This window comes from Arthrobacter sp. 35W (assembly GCF_000482545.1).
Lineage (GTDB): Bacteria > Actinomycetota > Actinomycetes > Actinomycetales > Micrococcaceae > Specibacter.
Window position 1 is genome coordinate 998,421 of sequence record NZ_KI519455.1, and the last position, 16,507, is coordinate 1,014,927.

A 16,507-nucleotide genomic window follows, 5' to 3' on the forward strand; every position below is an offset into this window, starting at 1 on the left:
GTGGACAGATTCATGCGAAGTGTGGACTTGTCGTGGTTGGGGCGGCAGAACGGCAGGATGGGACCTGCCGTTCTGCCGCCCCAGGGTGATCTAGAGGTCGGGCGAGAAGACGCCCTTCATGGTTTCCCATGCTGCTGCTCGGACGAAGACGGGAACGCGGTTAAGGGGAGCCGGGGTGTCCACCGCCTGGTTGCCGCTGTAGTTGTCGCCGGACCAGGCGTCGACCCAGTCGCCGCTGGGAAGGTAGACCGTCCAGGTCATCGCCCCTTCTTCAGTGACTGGGGCTACGAGGAGGTCATCACCGAGCATCCACTCAAGTGGGTGCTTCCACACCTCTTGGTCTTGAGCATGGTCGAAATACAGGGGCCGCATGAGCGGCGCTCCTGTAGCGATTGTCCTGCGGGCCTGTTCCGACAGATAGGGGATGAGTCGTTCGCGCAACTCGACCAGTTCCCGGAAAACAGGGATGACAGTATCGTCCCCTGTCCGTTCCTGGATGTTCCAGGGTGTGCGGTCACGTGAGGGTTTCCGATGATGATTGAACTCCGAATGGTACTGCATGACGGGGACGAAGGCGGCCGCAGCGGCTGACCGCAGGTACAGTTCCGAGCTCGGAATTTCACCTGAGAAGCCTGCGAAGTCCCAGCCCCAGTAGAGGACGCCGCATGCAGATGCGGACAGCCCGGCAAACAACGACCAACGGAAAGCGTCCCACGTTGAGTTTTCATCGCCGGCCCAGAATGCCCCATGTGCTTGGGAACCAGTGAAGCCTGCGCGGCTGAAGGTAACGGGGGCCTTGCCCGCGGATTTGAGGAGGTCTCCGTAGGCTTTGGCGTACGCAACGGGGAACAGGTTGTTGCCCTCGTCTCCGCGCATGCCGCTGAGATATTGGAGTTCCTCTCCCCAAGCGTGCTCTCCGCCGTCGGTCTTGAACCCATCGATGCCGATCTCTTCGACAAGGTAGCGGCGTTTCTCTGTCCACCAACGTGCTGCTTCCGGGTCGGTGAGGTCTGGCATCAGGCTGAGCGGGAACCACCAGCCACGATTGCGGTATGGGCGGAGGCTGCCGTCTGGAGCCTCCTCCCGGATGAGCCGTCCTTCGCGCACTGCTGCGTCGGCGTCGAAACGGGCCTGGCCCTGTGGGTGCGGGCGCATCTTGATGAGCGGGATTTGCCATAGGACTACTCGGATGTCCCGGGAACGCAGGTCATCGACCATGGCCTTCGGATCAGGCCAGGCGCCATGCTCTGGGAAGGTGAAGTCACTGAGGCGGTGCGGGGAACCGTCGGAGTTTGGCTCGTACTGAGCGTCGCGGAACGCAGTGAAGGTCGACTCATCGCTCCAGGCTTCGATGACCACCGAACCGACGGGAATGCCTGTGTCCCGGTGGAGATCCATCTGGCGCAAGACTTCGGCCTGGGTGTTCCACTCATTGCCGCTGGCCCAGAGCTTGAAGACCCAGTCGGGAAGCTCCGTGGGGCTGCCGGCATGGGACAGGAAAGACTGCAGGACGGCGGTCGGCGTGCCTTCGAAAAACTTCAGGTTCAAGAGGGTGTTCTCGTGTAGCGGTTCGGGCCCAACTTCAGCCTCAACGACCAGACGGTGTTCGTCCGTGGCGCCGATGTCGTACCAGGTGCGCCGGGACGTTTCGAGATGGAATCCCCAGCCGTCCCCGCCCACGACGTGGGCGAAGGGCATGGGCATGTAGGTCTTACGGTTCGCACCCTGGCTCTTGTACTGCTCGAAAACGACGGAGTCCAGCTGGGTTCCGCGGTGGTCCAATGCATCGAACCGTTCTCCGAATCCGGTGACGCGTTCGTTCGGAGCCAGAGGCAGGGCGAAGCGGACGCGCAACGGCCGAACGCCGTCGTGCAGGACTTCCACGGAGTCGGCGATGACGCGGTCCGTTCCAACGACGCCGAGGGCATGGCTGGTGCGTGTCCAGGAAGCTGGGCTGTAGCTGGCCCATCGCGTCTTTTCTGTCCCGCCGTTCTCGTTCTGTCCAATGAAGCGGTACTTGTAGGTTGTCCCTGGCTCCGCGGGGGCCAAGGTGATCTGCCAGCCGCTGGCTGCGCGGGCGAGTTTGGCCTGGGCTGACGCGAGGTGCCCTCCGTCGATGACCTGTCCCCGGGAGGCGGCTGGTACCCGGGTGAGGGTTTCGGTTGCTTTCGTCACGGAGCCGTCGCTGCCTGTGATTTCAAGTTCGCAGATGACATTGGTGAGCTCCGGTGAGGTGCGCACGCCCAGAGCGACCGGCTCCCCGGCGATGGGGTGCCTGGGGCTGCGCTGGTCGGTGTCATCAACGTAGGGGTGGCCGGAGCCAAGGGGCTTGTGGCGGATCATTTAGCGTTCTCTTTCGGTGCTGAAGCCGGAGTCAAACCAGCAGTGTCATGGGGAATGCCAAGGGCTGTGGTGAGGCGGATGAACATGGCGTGGCTCCACAGCAGCGGCTTGGCCGAGCTTCCCCAACGCTCGTTCCATGGCTGAAGATGGTTGGGATCAAGGAGGTGGCGTTCCACCTGTTCCGGCAGTTCGTCATTCTCTCCCGCAGTAGATGCGGCCCACTCCAGGAGCTCAAGTGCCCTGGTCCGGTTGCCGGCCGCAGCGTGGGCCAAACCGAGAAAGCAACTCAGCAGGGGCCATTGGCCGCCGCCGTAGTAGGTGTCAGCGAGATACCGGTGCACTCCGTTCTCGACGGTGAGTTGCTCTTCAATGGCTGCGATCGTCCCAGCGGCAACAGGGCTGTGTGGCGGGAGGAAGGGCATCGGAGCTATCAGCGCCAGCAGACTTGCGTCCACAGTATCGGTGCCCAACCATTTGGTGAGGTGGTTGTCCCGCACGCCTTCGCTTTGGACGTGGCGGCGGATCTGCTCTGCCGTGGAAGCGGCCCGCTCCGCAAGGAGTTCATGGATCAGCCCAGTGTGGGCGATTCTTTCCAGACCAGCGGCGATGCAACCGAGCGTGCTGACGTGGACGTGCTCGGAAAACTCCTCCCACCAGTCGTAGCAAGGGCGTTCCCAGGAACATGCGAGGTAGTCGATTGTCAGGTTGATCGCCTCTGCCCAGGCTGTCAGCGGCCGGTCGTGGCGGGCGCTGTGCTCAGCGAGGGCCCAAAGCCACGTGCCGTAGCCGTCTAGTTGGAAATCCCACCAATCGTCGGTGCCTTCAGCGCCGTCGAAGGTGAAGCGGGTTGGCATCATGTCCGTGTCCACTGGTGCCCGGCCGGCCAGCGATTCATCGATGATGCGCCTGATTCGCTCGTTGCGTGATGTCAGGACGTTCGAACACCAATCAAAGAACCGTTCGGCAGATTCAATTTCCCCGGCGGCGGACATCGCATCCGCGATGTAGGCACCGTCGCGGAACCAGCAGTATCCGGCGTAGGCGGAAAAGTCTGGCGATGCTGGGTAGGCTCCTGAGGGTGTTTGCTGCTGGCGGATCAGGGCGATGCTGTTCCGGATGAGGCCGCCGAACGTGTTGTCGGCGGTTGTTGAAGAAATTGGTTTAGCTGCATCGATCATGTTTCTTGTCTTTCAAGTCGTGGGCGGGCCGTGGCGCTGTCCGGAGTATCGCGGCACGGCCCGCTGTCGGGAGCTCTTGGGCTGGCGGCCTATTTCAGCAGCGCGTTGACCTTGTCGGCGGCTGCCTTCAGAGCATCTGAGGCGCTGGAGCGCTTGGCTTCAACTTCGCCCAGCGCGGTGGTGACGATGTCAACCATTTCCTGCTGGTTCTCGCCAATAACCGGAGTCAGCGCGACGTCTTCCAGGGCGTCGAAAACGGCCTTCCGGTTGGCTGGCTTGTCCTTGGCGAGATAGTCCTTGAGGACGGACTCGTCAGACGTCGGGGGAAGCTCCCAGGAGGACTCGATCCTTGTCGTGGCCGCCAGATCGGAGTTTGTCATGTATTCGGCCCAACGCTGTGCGGCGGCCTTGTTCTTGGAGTTGGACGATACGCCGACGGCGTTGGAGAACGTCGCGCTTGCCTTCTGAGTGTCCCCCGGCTCAACTACGATGTCCCAGTTCTTGGGGGCATCGCTGAAGCTGCTGGCGACCCAGATGCCGCTGTGGAGCATGCCGAGTTTGCCGTCCTTGAACAGTTTGGTGTCGAAGTCCGGCGTCCCTGCACCCTGGGCAAGAGTGGGCATGGTCGTGCCACTCTTTTGCGCCAACCACTCGGCGGCTTTGATGCCCTCCGGTGAGTTGAAGGCCACAGACTTGCCATCATCGCTGAGGAACTTGCCGCCGGTCTGGGCCAGGGCCTTGTAGAACTCGTAGAACGTCACGTTCTGGAAGTCGCCGAAGACGCCCGCGCTGCTGTCCGTGATCTTCTTCGCGGCAGCCGTCTCATCAATCCAAGTCCAATCGGCTGTCGGGTACGATACACCGGCGGCGTCGAAGAGGTCCTTGTTGTAGTAAAGGACGACGTTGGAGAAGGAACTGGGCAGCGCGTACTGAGTGCCGTCGACGCGGTACGACTCAAGAAGTGACTGACGGTACTTGGTGTCATCCACACCATCAAGGGGGGCAAGGACGCCGCTGTTCACGTAGGTCGCAAGGTTCGCGTATTCAATGTCAAAGGCATCGGCCTGAGTCCCTGCTGCCAGGTCTGTCTGCAGTGCGGTTGCGTAGTCTTTGTAAGGCAGCGTCGTTACCTGAACGGTGATGTTCGGGTTTTCCTTCTGGAACGCCTGAACGATTGCGTCCAGATCCTTTTCGTGGCCTCCGTTGGAGACGAAATTCGAGTACTTGATGGTGACTTTTCCATTGCCCGATGCGTCAGTTTGTCCTGCAGGTGTGCAGGCGGACGACATCAGGGCCACGGCCAGGGCTGCGCCCAAAACTGCCAAGGGTTTCTTGTTCATTGGGTATCTCCATTGATGGGTGCGGGAGCGAGGCAATGTCCGGACTATTTAAGGCCGGTGCCGGCAACCCCTTGGATGATGTATTTCTGGGTGAAGATGTAGAGCGCGAGCATGGGCAGGATGCTGACGACGGAACCGGCCATGACGATGTCCCACTGGGTGGTGTACTGGCCTTGCAATCCGGCCAAAGCCACGGGCAGGGTTTTGAGGGCCGGGGTCCGCAAGATGATCAGAGGCCACAGGAAGCTGTTCCAGCTGTTCAGGAACGCGAAAACCGTCAGTGTGGCCAGTGCCGGACGGACGAGGGGCAAAACAATGAGACCAAAGATCCTGAAGTGGCCTGCCCCGTCCAGGGTTGCTGCCTGGTCCAGGTCCTGTGGGATCGAATTCATGGCCTGCCGCAGGAGGAACACCCCGAAGGCGCTGGCAATACCTGGCAATAGGACGCCGAGGTACGTGTCGATGAGGCCGAGGCTTTTCATCTCCACGAACAGCGGGACGACCAGGACCTGCAGTGGGACCATCATGGTGGCCAGGTACACGGCGAATACCGCATTCCGGCCTTTGAACGGCATCCGGGAGAAGACATAGGCGGCCAGTGAGCTGGTGACCAGCTGGAAGATCGTTGTAAGGACAGCCAGCAAGAGGCTGTTAAGAACAATCTGTGCGAACGGCAGCCGGTCGAACAATTGCGCGTAGGCCGACAGGCTGGCATCCTCCGGGATGAGCTGTGGTGTTGCGGACAGTCCCGCGCCCGGGCTGATGGAGGTCACGAACGCCCAGAGGAACGGGAAGACCATCATCAGGGCGCCGAGGAGGACGAGGATGTTCAAAGTGATCGAGGGACGCTGCTTACGCATAGTGCACCCATTTCTTTTGGCCGCGCACCTGGATCAGGGTGATGACCAGGATGAAGAGGAAAAGTAGCCATGACAGGGCAGATGCCTCGCCAGCCTTGCCGTACCGGAAGGTGAGGTCATAAATCTGTTGGACCACAACCTGTGAGGAGTTGTTCGGGCCGCCTCCGGTCATGGCATAGACCTGGTCGAAGACTTGGAATCCATTGATCAGCGACAGGACAACGACGAAGAACGTGGATGGGGACAGCATGGGCAGTGTGATGCTGAACAGCCTTCTCCACCGGCCCGCGCCATCGACAGTGGCAGCCTCATACAAGTCCTCGGGAATGGCTTGGAGGCCGGCGAGAAGTATCACCATGACGAAGCCAAGGTCCTTCCATGCCGAAGCCAGGATGATCGAAGGCATCGACCAAGCCGGATCTGTCCACCACCCGGGTCCCGCCACACCGATCAAGCCGAGGAGCCAATTGACGATTCCCGTGCTGGGGTTCAGCAGCCACCGCCAGACAAGTGCAACGACAATCCAGCTGGTCACAACCGGGAGGAAGTAGAGGCCCCGCATCAAGCTGCGGCCCTTGATCCGGGAGTTCAGGGCCAGAGCTATGGCAAGCCCACCTACGTACACCAGCGGAAGGTAGCCAACGATGTAGTAGATGGTGTGGAGGAATGCGCCTTGCGTGTCAGGGTCGCTGACGAGCTTGCTGTAATTGTCCAGTCCTACCCATTTCATTGGGCCAACCAGATTCCATTGATTCAGGCTGATCCAGAATGCGGCAAACATGGGAATGATCGTGAAGAACAACAGCGGCACTGCGCTCGGGATGAGGAAGGCTGCGATCGTCAAAGCGTATTTCAGCCGTGTTCCTGTGGCTTTCCGCCGCAGGCCGGGTCCTTGGTTGCGCTTCGTAGTTGCCGTGGGTCCGGGGCTTTCGGCCCTCGAGTTTTGCAAAGCCGTCACTGTCCCACTACCTCCGCAGGGACGTTGGTGAGCCGGGCCCGGACTCGTCGGCCCTGTTCACCTGAGCTTTCTTCGCTATAGAACGGGGCAGACGCCACGAGGGCAGCGGCTCCCCGCGCCCACGCCTCGTCGTCCCAGGACTCGACGATCACGGGAATGCTCCGGCGGTCGGCTGTAAGAGCAGCCCGGAACGAGCGTTCGAATCCTGGCGCCCAGTGGCGCCATGCCCGGGTTCCTTCCCCGCTGACAATCACGATCTCCGGATCCAGGATCTGGACGAGACCGGCTACGGTGCGCCCGAGAGGCTGGCCTGCGCCGCGGAAGATGTCCTGGGCCAGCGGGTCCCCGGCGTCTGCGTGTTCCTGCAAAGCTGTGATGGTGGCGTCTGGTGCAATGAGCCCGGACTCCCGGGCGTGTTCGACAAGGGCCCTTTCGCCAATCAGAGCCTCGATGCAGCCGTGGTTGCCGCAGGTGCAAAGGGGGCCGTCAATGACGGCAGGGATGTGGCCGATTTCTCCGGCACCGCCCCTGCTGCCGCGCACGACTGCGCCGCCGGTGACAAATCCTGCGCCAACGCCTTCGCCGATGGTGACTACAAGAAATTCGGAATGCTTGCGTCCGGATCCATACAGTCGTTCCGCGACCGCGAGGGCGTTGACGTTGTTCTCAACCAGCACGGGCACATGGAGTTCGCGGCTTAGGACAGCTCCAAGCGGGACTTGGCGCCAGCCCAGCAGGCTGGAATCAACGACACCGCTTCCCTGTGCGTCCACGGACCCAGGGACACCGACACCGACACCCAAGAGGGGGGTGTTGCGGTCTTGGTCGACGAAGGACTTCACAAGAGCGACGAGGTCGGAAAGCGACGTTACCGAGGAAGCATCGAACGCCCGGCTGTCGGCACGGACAACCTGACCACTGAGCTCCGTTTCCACGAAGGCGACATGATCCTTCGAAACCTTCATGCCCACCACACGCCCCGCTGCGGTGGCCAGCCCAAGCATTCGGGCAGGCCGACCGCCACTGGACGGGGACATGGCCAACTCTCTTACGAGCCCGTCGGCAAGAAGGTCCTTGACCAGTTGGGTCATGAGTGCCGGGGAGACTTCCAGAGCCCGTGCCAAGTCAGCACGGGATGCGCTGCCGGAAGTGCCCAGAAATGCCAGGATTGCAGACCGCGTAACGTCAGCGTTGCCGCTTGGTCGTGCCATTGTTGTTCTCCTTTGTTTAGAACTTAATAAAGTCTAGAACTATGATCGAGCTCACGTCAACACATGTCTGGACTGGATTACCCTGAGCGCCGACAGGTCGTTAGGACTTGGGAGTGTGCAGGGTCGCGACGATGGACGGCGGGAACTTCCGCACGTCGATACGCTCGCGGAGCCCGCCAGCGCCACACCAGCCGATCCACCGTGAGCCGAAACCGCATAGGTCAGCAGTCTCCCGCCGCCCTGCCGCCTAGCGGGAACTGATCGAGGCGAACTTGCGGATGCACAGCGGCACAAAGACCACCAGCATCAGCGCCGCGCCGATCAGCACCGTCTCCACCGCATGCTGGAGGGGCCAGACATCGGGCACGGGGGCGGAACCGAGGTTCCCAAACAATTCACGCGCGGCGTGCACCAGAGCCGAAACGGGGTTCCATTCGGCGAAGATCCGCAGCGGGGTGGGCAGATTGGAGGACTGGACGAAGGCGTTGGAAATGAAGGTCAGGGGGAACAGGATCATGAACGAGGCATTGTTGATCACCTCGGGGGTCTTCACGCTCATGCCCAGCAGCGCCATCACCCAGCTGAACGCATAGCTGAACAGCAGCAGCAGCCCGACGCCGGCCAGGGAGGAGGACAGCGAGGTGTTCACCCGCCACCCCACAAGCAGGCCCGTGCCCATCATGATCAGCACAGAGATGGCGTTCAAGACAAGATCCGCATTGGTGCGGCCGATCAGCACCGCCGAGCCGGACATGGGCAGCGTCCGGAACCTGTCGATGATGCCGTCCTTGAGGTCCTGGGCCATGGCGGCACCGGAAAAGGTGGAGCCGAACACCACAGTTTGGGCGAAGATGCCGGCCATCAGGAATTGCGTGTAGTCGGTCCCCTCGACGGCGATGGAGCCGCCGTAGACCTGCGAAAAGAGCAGCACAAACATGATGGGCTGCAGCACGGCGAAGAGCAGCATGTCCGGGGAACGCTTCATCTTCAGCAAGTTCCGCTTGGTGATCATCCAGCCGTCCGAGAACCACATCACCAGTGCGCCCGGCTCGGTGTAGTCCAGCGTCCGGGTGCTCACCGCGCCTCCTGGAGCTCGTCGTCGTCCGCGCCGGCCTCGGCCTTGTGCCCGGTGAGCTTGAGGAAGACATCATCGAGCGTGGGCCGCCTGATCCCGGCGTCGTGCAGCGCGATGCCGGAGCTGTTGAGCTCCCCCAGCACCGACTGCAGGGCGGCCGGACCGTTGTCCACCCGGACCCCCAGGGACCGGCCCTCGGAGGAGCTGGTCACCTGGCCGGCACCGTGCCGCGCCAGAATCCCCTGCACCCGCCCGGCGTCGGCGGCATGGACCAGCGTGACCTCAACGCGGTGGCCGCCAATCTGGGCCTTGAGGGCATCGGCAGTGCCGTCGGCGATGACCCTGCCACCGTCGATCACGGAGATGTGGTCGGCCAGCTGGTCCGCTTCCTCCAGATACTGCGTGGTCAACAGCAGCGTGGTGCCATCGGCCACCAGGTTGTGGATGACCTCCCACATGGCCATCCTGCTGCGCGGATCCAGGCCCGTGGTGGGCTCGTCCAGAAACAGCACCCGCGGACGGATCACCAACGCGCCGGCCAGATCGATGCGGCGCCGCATGCCGCCGGAAAAGCCCTTGACGGGACGGTTCTGCGCCTCCGTCAGCTCAAACAGGTCGATGAGCTCGGCGGCCCGTTCCCGGGCGCGGCGGACGCCGAGGTGGTAGAGCCGGCCCACCATCTCCAGGTTTTCAAAGCCGGTGAGGTTTTCATCCACCGCTGCGTACTGGCCGGAGACTCCGATGATCCGCCGCACGGCCTTGGGGTCACGGAGCGCATCGATGCCGTCGACGACGGCGGTGCCGGCGTCGGGTCTGGCCAGGGTCGCCAGAATCTTGACCACCGTGGTCTTTCCCGCGCCGTTGGGGCCCAGCAGCGCCTCGACGCTGCCCTCCGCAACCGCGAGGTCGAATCCATCCAAGGCGTGAATGCGCCCACCCTTGGCCTTGTATGTCTTCACCAGGGCGGAGGTTTCAATGATGTTCATGGCTGGCATCCAAGCTGACATCCAATGTGGGCCTCGCGCGATTCGGGTAGGCCACACCCTACGCCGGCCCGGCCGCCAGCGGAAGATTTTCCCCGGACCTATGATGGGCTGATGCCTACATTCCCGGCTCCACGCCAGCTGCCGCCGCGCCGCCTCCATTGGCTGGCCGGCGCCCTGCTGGCTGTGGTGTTGGCCGGTGCTGTGGTGCTGGCGGCCACCGGAAACCATCCGCCGTTCCAACCGATCGATGACTGGTGGTACGCCACTATCCATGCCAGCCGGACGGCGGCGCTGACGGCCGTGAACCTGGCGCTGAACTTTGTGGGCAATTGGGGCATGGTGCTCTACTGCACCGCGCTGTTTGCCGTGCTTCTGCGCCGCCACCGGTTCCCGGCCCTCTATGTGGCGGCGGTCAACCTTGGCACCCTGGGATTGACGCACCTCATCAAGTTCCTGCTGGCCCGCCCCCGCCCGGGCGACAGGCTTGTCTCTGTGGATTCGGGCGCATTCCCCTCGGGGCATGTGAGCGCCACGGCGGCCGCGGTGGTCTGTACTGCCCTGCTGGCCGACAGGCTGTGGATCTGGGTGTCGGGATCACTGCTGGTCGTGGCCATGATGCTCAGCCGCGCCTATCTGGGCGCCCACTGGCTCTCCGACACCGTGGCCGGCGCAGCGCTGGGCGCGGGCGTGGCACTGCTGCTCTGGGGGCTGCTGCAGGATAAATGCCTCCAACGGCATGAAAGCAGCCCCCAGCTGGCGGACCGGCCCTAGCGCAGATCCTTCGCGCCGTCGGGCACCCCATCCGAGGACACGGCCACCGGAAGCGGTTTGGCGGCCGGCGCGGTGAGGAGCGATGCCACAATGGCCACTCCAATCGCCAGCAGTGCCCAGCGCACCGTCACGAGATCGCCCAGGAAGCCCAGCAGCGGCGGCCCGGCGAGGAACGCGACATAGCCGATGGTGGACACCACCGAGACGCGGGCTGCCGCGCGGGCCGGATCGTCGGCGGCGGCGGACATGCCCACCGGGAAGCCCATGGCGGCGCCGGCGCCCCAAAGCACGGCACCCACCCCGGCCAGCCAGACATTTGGTGCCAGCACAAAGAGCACCAGGCCGGCCAACGCCGCAGCCAGGCTGCCCAGCAGCACCGGGACCCGGCCATAGCTGTCGATGAAACGCCCGCCGACAAGGCGGAAGGCCGTCATCGCGGCAACAAACACGGCGAACATGATGGCTCCGGCGGATTCGCTGGTGCCCAGGCCGTCCACCGTGGCCTTGGCGATCCAGTCGTTGGCAGCACCCTCAGTGAGGGCCGCCCCCAGCACCACCAGCCCGACCAGCAGCGTCCGGCGTTCGGTCCAGGCACTGGCACCCTTCGGTTCCCCGGCTCCGGACGCTGGGGCACCCACCTCCGGCAGGAAGAACCGGGGCAGCACCACCATCACTACGACCACCACCGCGGTGATGCCCAACAGGTGCACGGGCAGCCCCACCTCCAGGGTGGACAGGCCCGCCCCCAGCAGCGCACCAATAAACGCTCCACCACTGAATCCGCCGTGGTACTGCGGCATGATGGTGCGGCCGAGGTGCCGCTCGACGTCGGCTCCCTCAATGTTCTGGGCCACGTCCCACAGGCCAAAGCCCACGCCATAGAAGAACAGTCCGACAGCCGTCAGCGGGACGGACACCGTCGCCAGGCCCAGCGAGACCAGCACACCGCCCATCGCGGAGGTGAAACCGCCCAGACGGACGGTCCATGCCGTCCCGACCCGGGCCACCACCGTCCCCGCCAGTGGCAGGGCAATCACCGAGCCGGCGGCGATGGTCAGCAGCAGCAGACCCATCTCCGCCGCGCCGAGGCCAAGCGTCCGGGTGACCGAGGGGATGCGTGCGGCCCAGCTGGCAAAGACCAGCCCATTGAGGGCAAAGATGGCAAACGTCGCCGCCGAAGCCCGGCGGACGGCTATTGGATTCACTACTGGTTCCCCTCACGGTGCTGCCTGGACGGCGCCCGGTTTCAGGCGCGCTGTGTTTCTGCCAATCCGGGAACCTCGGCCACAGAACCAAGGATGTAGTGGTGCGGGTGCCCGGCAAGATCCTCGCGGCCCAGCTTGCCGGTCAGCACTCCCACGGAAATGGCGCCGGCGTTGGTTGCAGCTTGGATATCCACCACGGTATCCCCTGCCGCCAGTACACGGCGGACATCGAGCACCCCGGTGCGTTCCATGGCGCGGTGGATCATGTACGGTGCCGGACGGCCGGCGGCCACATCGGAGGTGGTGACGACGGCGTCAACGGTGTCGTGGGCGCCCGGGCCGACGGTCCAGCCGAGGGACTCCAGCAGCGGCAGGGCGACGTCGGTGGAGAAGCCGGTGGTCAGGGCCACCTTGATGCCGCGGCTGCGCAGCCGTGACATGGCATCCTGGACGCCGGGCAGGGCCACGGGCGGCTGGGCGGCGTAGCGCTCGGCGAGGATGGCCCGGAAGCGGTCGAAGGCAACCGCCACTTGCGCGGGCGTTGCCTGGACACCGCCCAGACGGGACAGCGCGGTGATGGCGGAGACCTTGTCGGCGCCCATCCACTCCTGCAGATCGGCGGGGGCCACTGTGGCGCCCAGTTCCTCGACGGCGTCCTGAAGGGCCATATAGACCTGGCCGTGGTCGTCGATGGTGGTTCCGGCCATGTCAAAGGCGGCGAGTTCAATCATGGGGTTCTTCCTTAACGTTCGGGGGTGCTTGGCACCCGGGCCATGTTGGCCCGCTGGTGCACGGTGTTGTGGATCATGAAGTTGGCCATATCGGGCCGGTACCTGTCTTCGGCATATTCCAGCGGACGTCCCTCGGCCGTGTACGTGACGCGGCGTTCACGCAGCAGCGGCGCCCCCTGCGCAATTTCCAACAGGCTGGCATCCGTGGCGTCGGCTGCCACGGCGTCGATGGTGTGTCTGGCGCTGTGGAGGTCCACGCCGCAGTCGAGCAGATAGCGGAAGGTGGAGCCGGAGTCGGTGTCGAAATCAAAGAGCAGCCGGCCCACATCAGCGACAAAATGGGAGCGCTCCACCATGGCCGGCTCGCCGTCCAGCAGCCTCAGGCGCAGGAGGGAAACCACCGGATCGCCCTCCGCGCAGCGGAGCTGGACGGCAATTTCCGGCGCCGCTGCCCGCCGGGCGATTTCCAGCGTCCGCTGGCCCGGCTCCTTGCCCAGTGTTTGGGCCCAGTCCGTGAAGGACATGAAGGTTTCCACGGATTGGGAGACCACGGCGGAGCGCACACGCGGCGGCTTGCCGCGGCCGCCCACCACGAGTTGTTCGGCCCGAAGGGCTGCGAGTGCCTGCCGCACAGGTCCACGGGAGGCGCCGAATTCCCGGCACAGCTCCGCTTCGGAGGGGACCTGGGTGCCCTCCGCCCATGTGCCGTTGGCTATCCGGGCGCGGAATTCCTCGCCGAGGCGCTGGTGCAATGGGACATTCATGAGTTGATCATACAAGTCACCGGTGGCTGGAAACCGTTAAAATATGGGGGCGTTATTGAACAAGAAATGAACAGTCGGCGCCCAAAGCGAACCGTTCCTTAACTTGTATATACATCTGGCATTTTGACTTGAATTTCCCCGGGGCAACAGGGCACAGTCATTGCCATGACCTCAACACTTCCCGCCGCCGACGCGTGCGACATCCTGATTGTGGGTGCCGGCATCACCGGCCTGGCCCATGCCGCGGAGGCCGTGTCCCGCGGCCTAAGCGTGCACATCATCGACCGTGATTTCCACGCGGCCGGCGCCTCGGTGCGCAACTTCGGACATGCCTGTGTCACGGCACAGTCGGGCGAACTGCTGGAACTGGCCCGGACGGCCCGCGAAGGTTGGCTGCGGCACAGCGAATTGGCCGGTTTCTTTTCCGTTGAGTCCGGGGGGCTGGCCGTTGCCCGCAGCGGCGCCGAGCTGGGTGTCATCGAGGAACTGGCGGCGGCCCGGCCGGGCGAAGTGGAACTGGTCCCCGCCCATGATGTCCACCACCGCCTCGGCGGCTCCGGCGATCCGGCCATCGTGGGCGGCGCGCTGCTGCACAGCGACGTCAGGGTGGACCCCCGCGAAGCCGTGGGCAGGCTTGCCCTCTGGCTGGCGGCCCAGCCCAATGTCACCTTCTCCTGGCGCACCAGCTACCGGGGCAGCAGCGACGGCGTGGCCCAGACCTCCCGCGGCACGATCAAAGCCGCGCACACCCTGGTGTGTGTGGGGCACGACCTGGACCAGGTGTACCCGGAGCTGGCCGAGGAGTTCGAAGTCAAGCGCTGCGGGCTGCAGATGGCGCTGGTCGAGGCACCGGGCGGACGCCGGATCAGCCAGGCCGTGCTCTCGGGCACCTCGATGCTCCGCTACCCGGCCTTCGCGGAGACCGCCGCGGCCGCCGCACTGCGGACGGAGATGGAAGAGCGTTCCCCCGAGCTGCTGTCCATCGATGCCAACCTGATGTTCACCCAGCGCCCGGATGGATCCCTGATTGTGGGCGACAGCCACATCACCGCCGCCACGATGGACCCGTTCCTGGACGAGGCCACCTCGGACACCCTGCTGAGGGCAACCGCGACGCTGCTGGGCACCGGCCCACTGGCCGTGCGCCAGCGCTGGCAGGGCATCTACGCCACCTCCGCCCGGCAGAGCTTTCTCATCGAGAGCCCGTCGGCAACTGTCACGACCGTCACCGTCACCTCCGGCATCGGCATGACCATTTCCTTCGGCCTGGCCCGCAGGACGTTCGAGACCCTGGGCAGCACCAGGCGCCTGGCGGCGTCGTCGGCTGGTGGCGCCTAGCGGGCGCGCTGCACCCGCTTCTCGTCCCAAACCGGCTCGGAGTTCTCGTAGACCTTGCCGTCGGAGCCGAAGACAAAGAACCTGTCGAAGCTGCGCGCAAACCAGCGGTCGTGGGTGACGGCCAGCACCGTGCCCTCAAAGGCATCGATGGCCTTCTCCAGCGCCTCGGCGGAGTGCAGGTCCAGGTTGTCGGTGGGCTCGTCGAGCAGCAGCAGCGTGGCGCCGGAGAGCTCCAACAGCAGGATCTGGAACCGCGCCTGCTGGCCGCCGGAGAGCGAGTCGTACTTCTGCTCGGAGCTGGAGGCCAGTCCGTAGCGGTCCAGCGCACCGGCTGCGGCCTCGCGGCCCAGCCCGGAGCGGTGCTCGTCGCCACGGTGGAGGATGTCCAGCAGCACCCGGCCCAACAGATCGGGGCGGGCGTGCGTCTGGGCAAAGAACCCCGGGCGGATGCGCGCCCCCAGCTTCACGGAACCGGTGTGCGGCACATGCTTGATCTCCACCTCGGAGACCGGCTCGTGCTCCTTGTCCGGATCCGAGCCGCCGGCGGCCAGCAGCCGCAGGAAGTGCGATTTTCCGGAGCCGTTGGAGCCCAGGACTGCCACGCGGTCGCCAAACCAGATCTCGGCGTCGAACGGCTTCATCAGCCCCGTCAGTTCCAGCTTCTGCGCGACGATGGCCCGTTTGGCGGTGCGCCCGCCCTTGAGCCGCATCTTCACGTTCTGCTCGATCGGCAGCGCCTCGGGCGGACCGGCCTCAAGGAACTTGGCCAGACGGGTCTGGGCAGCCTGGTACCGGTTGGCCATGTCGGAGCGGAACGCGGCCTTGTTCTTGTACATGTTCACGAGCTCTTTGAGCTTGATGTGCTCCTCGTCCCAGCGCTTGCGCAGCTCCTCGAAGCGCGCATTGCGGTCCGCGCGGGCCTGAACATAGGACTCGAAGCCGCCGCCGTGGGTCCAGCTGGAGGCGCCGTTGATGCCCGGCTCCAGGGTGACGATGCGGTCCGCGGCATTGGCCAGCAGCTCGCGGTCGTGGCTGACAAACAGCACGGACTTCTCGCTGGCGGCCAGCTTGGCCTCCAGCCAGCGCTTTCCGGGCACGTCGAGGTAGTTGTCCGGCTCATCGAGCAGCAGGATCTCGTCCGGGCCGCTGAACAGGGCCTCCAGAACCAGGCGCTTCTGCTCGCCGCCGCTGAGCGTGGAGGCCAGGCGGTACTGGGCCTTGTAGAAGTCCACGCCCATCGCGGCCATGGTGACCTCGTCCCAGGTAGTCTCCATCTCGTAGCCGCCGGCGTCGCCCCAATCGGCAATCGCCTGGGCGTACGCCATCTGGGTGGGCTCGTCGTCGTGCTCCAGCATGGCGGCCTCGGCGGCGTCGACGGCGGCACCGGCGGCGGCCACTGCGGGCGCGGCCACCGAGAGCAGCAGCTCGCGGACCGTCGTGTCATCGCGCACCTGGCCGACGAACTGGCGCATCACGCCCATGTTCCCCGAGCGCGACACCACGCCCTCATCGGCGGAAATGTCCCCGCAGATGATGCGCAGCAGGGTGGTCTTGCCCGTGCCGTTGGGCCCGATCAGCGCTGTCTTGGCGCCGTCGGCCACACGGAAGGCCACTCCGTTCAGCAGCTGCCGGCCGTCGGAGAGAAAATAGTCAATGTTTGCCACGTCAATATGTCCCACACTTCAATGGTCCCATCCGGCGTCCAATCGCCCGCACGGTGCCGGGGTGGGGTTAACCCGAGGGCATT

The 16,507-nt window shown here is 64.5% G+C and carries 14 protein-coding genes and 1 pseudogene; 2 read left to right on the top strand and 13 right to left on the bottom strand.

What is annotated here, in order from left to right:
- Positions 1 to 90 precede the first annotated feature (90 nt).
- The 9 genes and pseudogenes from K254_RS0116720 to K254_RS0116755 form a co-directional block, all read right to left on the bottom strand.
- Positions 91 to 2,343, bottom strand: coding sequence for a glycoside hydrolase family 31 protein (locus K254_RS0116720; RefSeq protein ID WP_026556335.1), 2,253 nt, complete (start codon positions 2,341 to 2,343; stop codon positions 91 to 93).
- Positions 2,340 to 3,521 carry a glycoside hydrolase family 15 protein gene (locus K254_RS23780; protein WP_051389318.1) on the bottom strand — a complete coding sequence of 394 codons (1,182 nt, stop codon included), beginning with the start codon at positions 3,519 to 3,521 and terminating at the stop codon, positions 2,340 to 2,342. The genes K254_RS0116720 and K254_RS23780 overlap by 4 nt, the downstream gene beginning before the upstream one ends.
- Positions 3,522 to 3,610: 89 nt before the next feature.
- Positions 3,611 to 4,861 (bottom strand): ABC transporter substrate-binding protein, encoded by a 1,251-nt coding sequence (locus tag K254_RS0116730; protein WP_026556336.1) that lies wholly within the window; start codon positions 4,859 to 4,861, stop codon positions 3,611 to 3,613.
- Positions 4,862 to 4,905: 44 nt separating this feature from the next.
- Complete coding sequence (locus tag K254_RS0116735; protein ID WP_196810988.1) at positions 4,906 to 5,694, bottom strand: carbohydrate ABC transporter permease; 789 nt, start codon at positions 5,692 to 5,694, stop codon at positions 4,906 to 4,908.
- A gap of 19 nt (positions 5,695 to 5,713) precedes the next feature.
- Entirely contained in the window at positions 5,714 to 6,565 is an 852-nt protein-coding gene (locus K254_RS0116740; protein WP_231391888.1) for a carbohydrate ABC transporter permease, read from the bottom strand.
- 110 nt (positions 6,566 to 6,675) lie between these two features.
- Positions 6,676 to 7,644, bottom strand: a complete 969-nt coding sequence (locus K254_RS0116745) for an ROK family protein (protein ID WP_231391889.1) — start codon at positions 7,642 to 7,644, stop codon at positions 6,676 to 6,678.
- Between the two features lie 93 nt (positions 7,645 to 7,737).
- Positions 7,738 to 7,890: pseudogene (locus K254_RS26505) on the bottom strand (hypothetical protein); the annotation flags it as partial.
- A gap of 247 nt (positions 7,891 to 8,137) precedes the next feature.
- Positions 8,138 to 8,923, bottom strand: coding sequence for an ABC transporter permease (locus K254_RS0116750; RefSeq protein WP_051389494.1), 786 nt, complete (start codon positions 8,921 to 8,923; stop codon positions 8,138 to 8,140).
- Positions 8,924 to 8,964: 41 nt separating this feature from the next.
- Positions 8,965 to 9,951, bottom strand: coding sequence for a daunorubicin resistance protein DrrA family ABC transporter ATP-binding protein (locus K254_RS0116755; RefSeq protein ID WP_026556341.1), 987 nt, complete (start codon positions 9,949 to 9,951; stop codon positions 8,965 to 8,967).
- A 111-nt stretch (positions 9,952 to 10,062) separates the two neighbouring features.
- On the opposite strand from K254_RS0116755, the gene K254_RS23785 reads away from it, so the two are divergent.
- A complete protein-coding gene (locus tag K254_RS23785) occupies positions 10,063 to 10,722 on the top strand; it encodes a phosphatase PAP2 family protein (protein ID WP_051389319.1) in 660 nt (219 codons plus the stop codon).
- Here the strand turns inward: K254_RS23785 and K254_RS0116765 are convergent.
- Genes K254_RS0116765 through K254_RS0116775 form a run of 3 tightly spaced genes read right to left on the bottom strand, consistent with a single transcriptional unit; the run spans position 10,719 to position 13,422 of the window.
- Complete coding sequence (locus K254_RS0116765; RefSeq protein ID WP_026556342.1) at positions 10,719 to 11,927, bottom strand: MFS transporter; 1,209 nt, start codon at positions 11,925 to 11,927, stop codon at positions 10,719 to 10,721. The two genes, K254_RS23785 and K254_RS0116765, sit on opposite strands and share 4 nt — an antisense overlap.
- 41 nt (positions 11,928 to 11,968) lie before the next feature.
- Positions 11,969 to 12,658, bottom strand: coding sequence for a phosphonatase-like hydrolase (locus K254_RS0116770; protein ID WP_026556343.1), 690 nt, complete (start codon positions 12,656 to 12,658; stop codon positions 11,969 to 11,971).
- Between the two features lie 11 nt (positions 12,659 to 12,669).
- Positions 12,670 to 13,422, bottom strand: a complete 753-nt coding sequence (locus K254_RS0116775; protein WP_026556344.1) for a GntR family transcriptional regulator — start codon at positions 13,420 to 13,422, stop codon at positions 12,670 to 12,672.
- 165 nt (positions 13,423 to 13,587) lie between these two features.
- Here K254_RS0116775 and K254_RS0116780 point away from each other — a divergent pair, with 165 nt between their 5' ends.
- On the top strand, positions 13,588 to 14,760 hold the full coding sequence (locus K254_RS0116780; RefSeq protein ID WP_051389320.1) for a TIGR03364 family FAD-dependent oxidoreductase: 1,173 nt from the start codon (positions 13,588 to 13,590) through the stop codon (positions 14,758 to 14,760).
- Here the strand turns inward: K254_RS0116780 and K254_RS0116785 are convergent.
- Positions 14,757 to 16,439 (bottom strand): ABC-F family ATP-binding cassette domain-containing protein, encoded by a 1,683-nt coding sequence (locus K254_RS0116785; RefSeq protein WP_026556346.1) that lies wholly within the window; start codon positions 16,437 to 16,439, stop codon positions 14,757 to 14,759. The genes K254_RS0116780 and K254_RS0116785 overlap by 4 nt on opposite strands.
- Between the last annotated feature and the right edge of the window lie 68 nt (positions 16,440 to 16,507).

Coding starts and splice junctions, on each gene's coding strand:
- K254_RS0116720 (WP_026556335.1), bottom strand. CDS start 2,343: ATGATCCGCCACAAGCCCCTTGGCTCCGGCCACCCCTACGTTGATGAC.
- K254_RS23780 (WP_051389318.1), bottom strand. CDS start 3,521: ATGATCGATGCAGCTAAACCAATTTCTTCAACAACCGCCGACAACACG.
- K254_RS0116730 (WP_026556336.1), bottom strand. CDS start 4,861: ATGAACAAGAAACCCTTGGCAGTTTTGGGCGCAGCCCTGGCCGTGGCC.
- K254_RS0116745 (WP_231391889.1), bottom strand. CDS start 7,644: ATGAAGGTTTCGAAGGATCATGTCGCCTTCGTGGAAACGGAGCTCAGT.
- K254_RS0116750 (WP_051389494.1), bottom strand. CDS start 8,923: ATGTGGTTCTCGGACGGCTGGATGATCACCAAGCGGAACTTGCTGAAG.
- K254_RS0116755 (WP_026556341.1), bottom strand. CDS start 9,951: ATGAACATCATTGAAACCTCCGCCCTGGTGAAGACATACAAGGCCAAG.
- K254_RS23785 (WP_051389319.1), top strand. CDS start 10,063: ATGCCTACATTCCCGGCTCCACGCCAGCTGCCGCCGCGCCGCCTCCAT.
- K254_RS0116770 (WP_026556343.1), bottom strand. CDS start 12,658: ATGATTGAACTCGCCGCCTTTGACATGGCCGGAACCACCATCGACGAC.
- K254_RS0116775 (WP_026556344.1), bottom strand. CDS start 13,422: ATGAATGTCCCATTGCACCAGCGCCTCGGCGAGGAATTCCGCGCCCGG.
- K254_RS0116780 (WP_051389320.1), top strand. CDS start 13,588: ATGACCTCAACACTTCCCGCCGCCGACGCGTGCGACATCCTGATTGTG.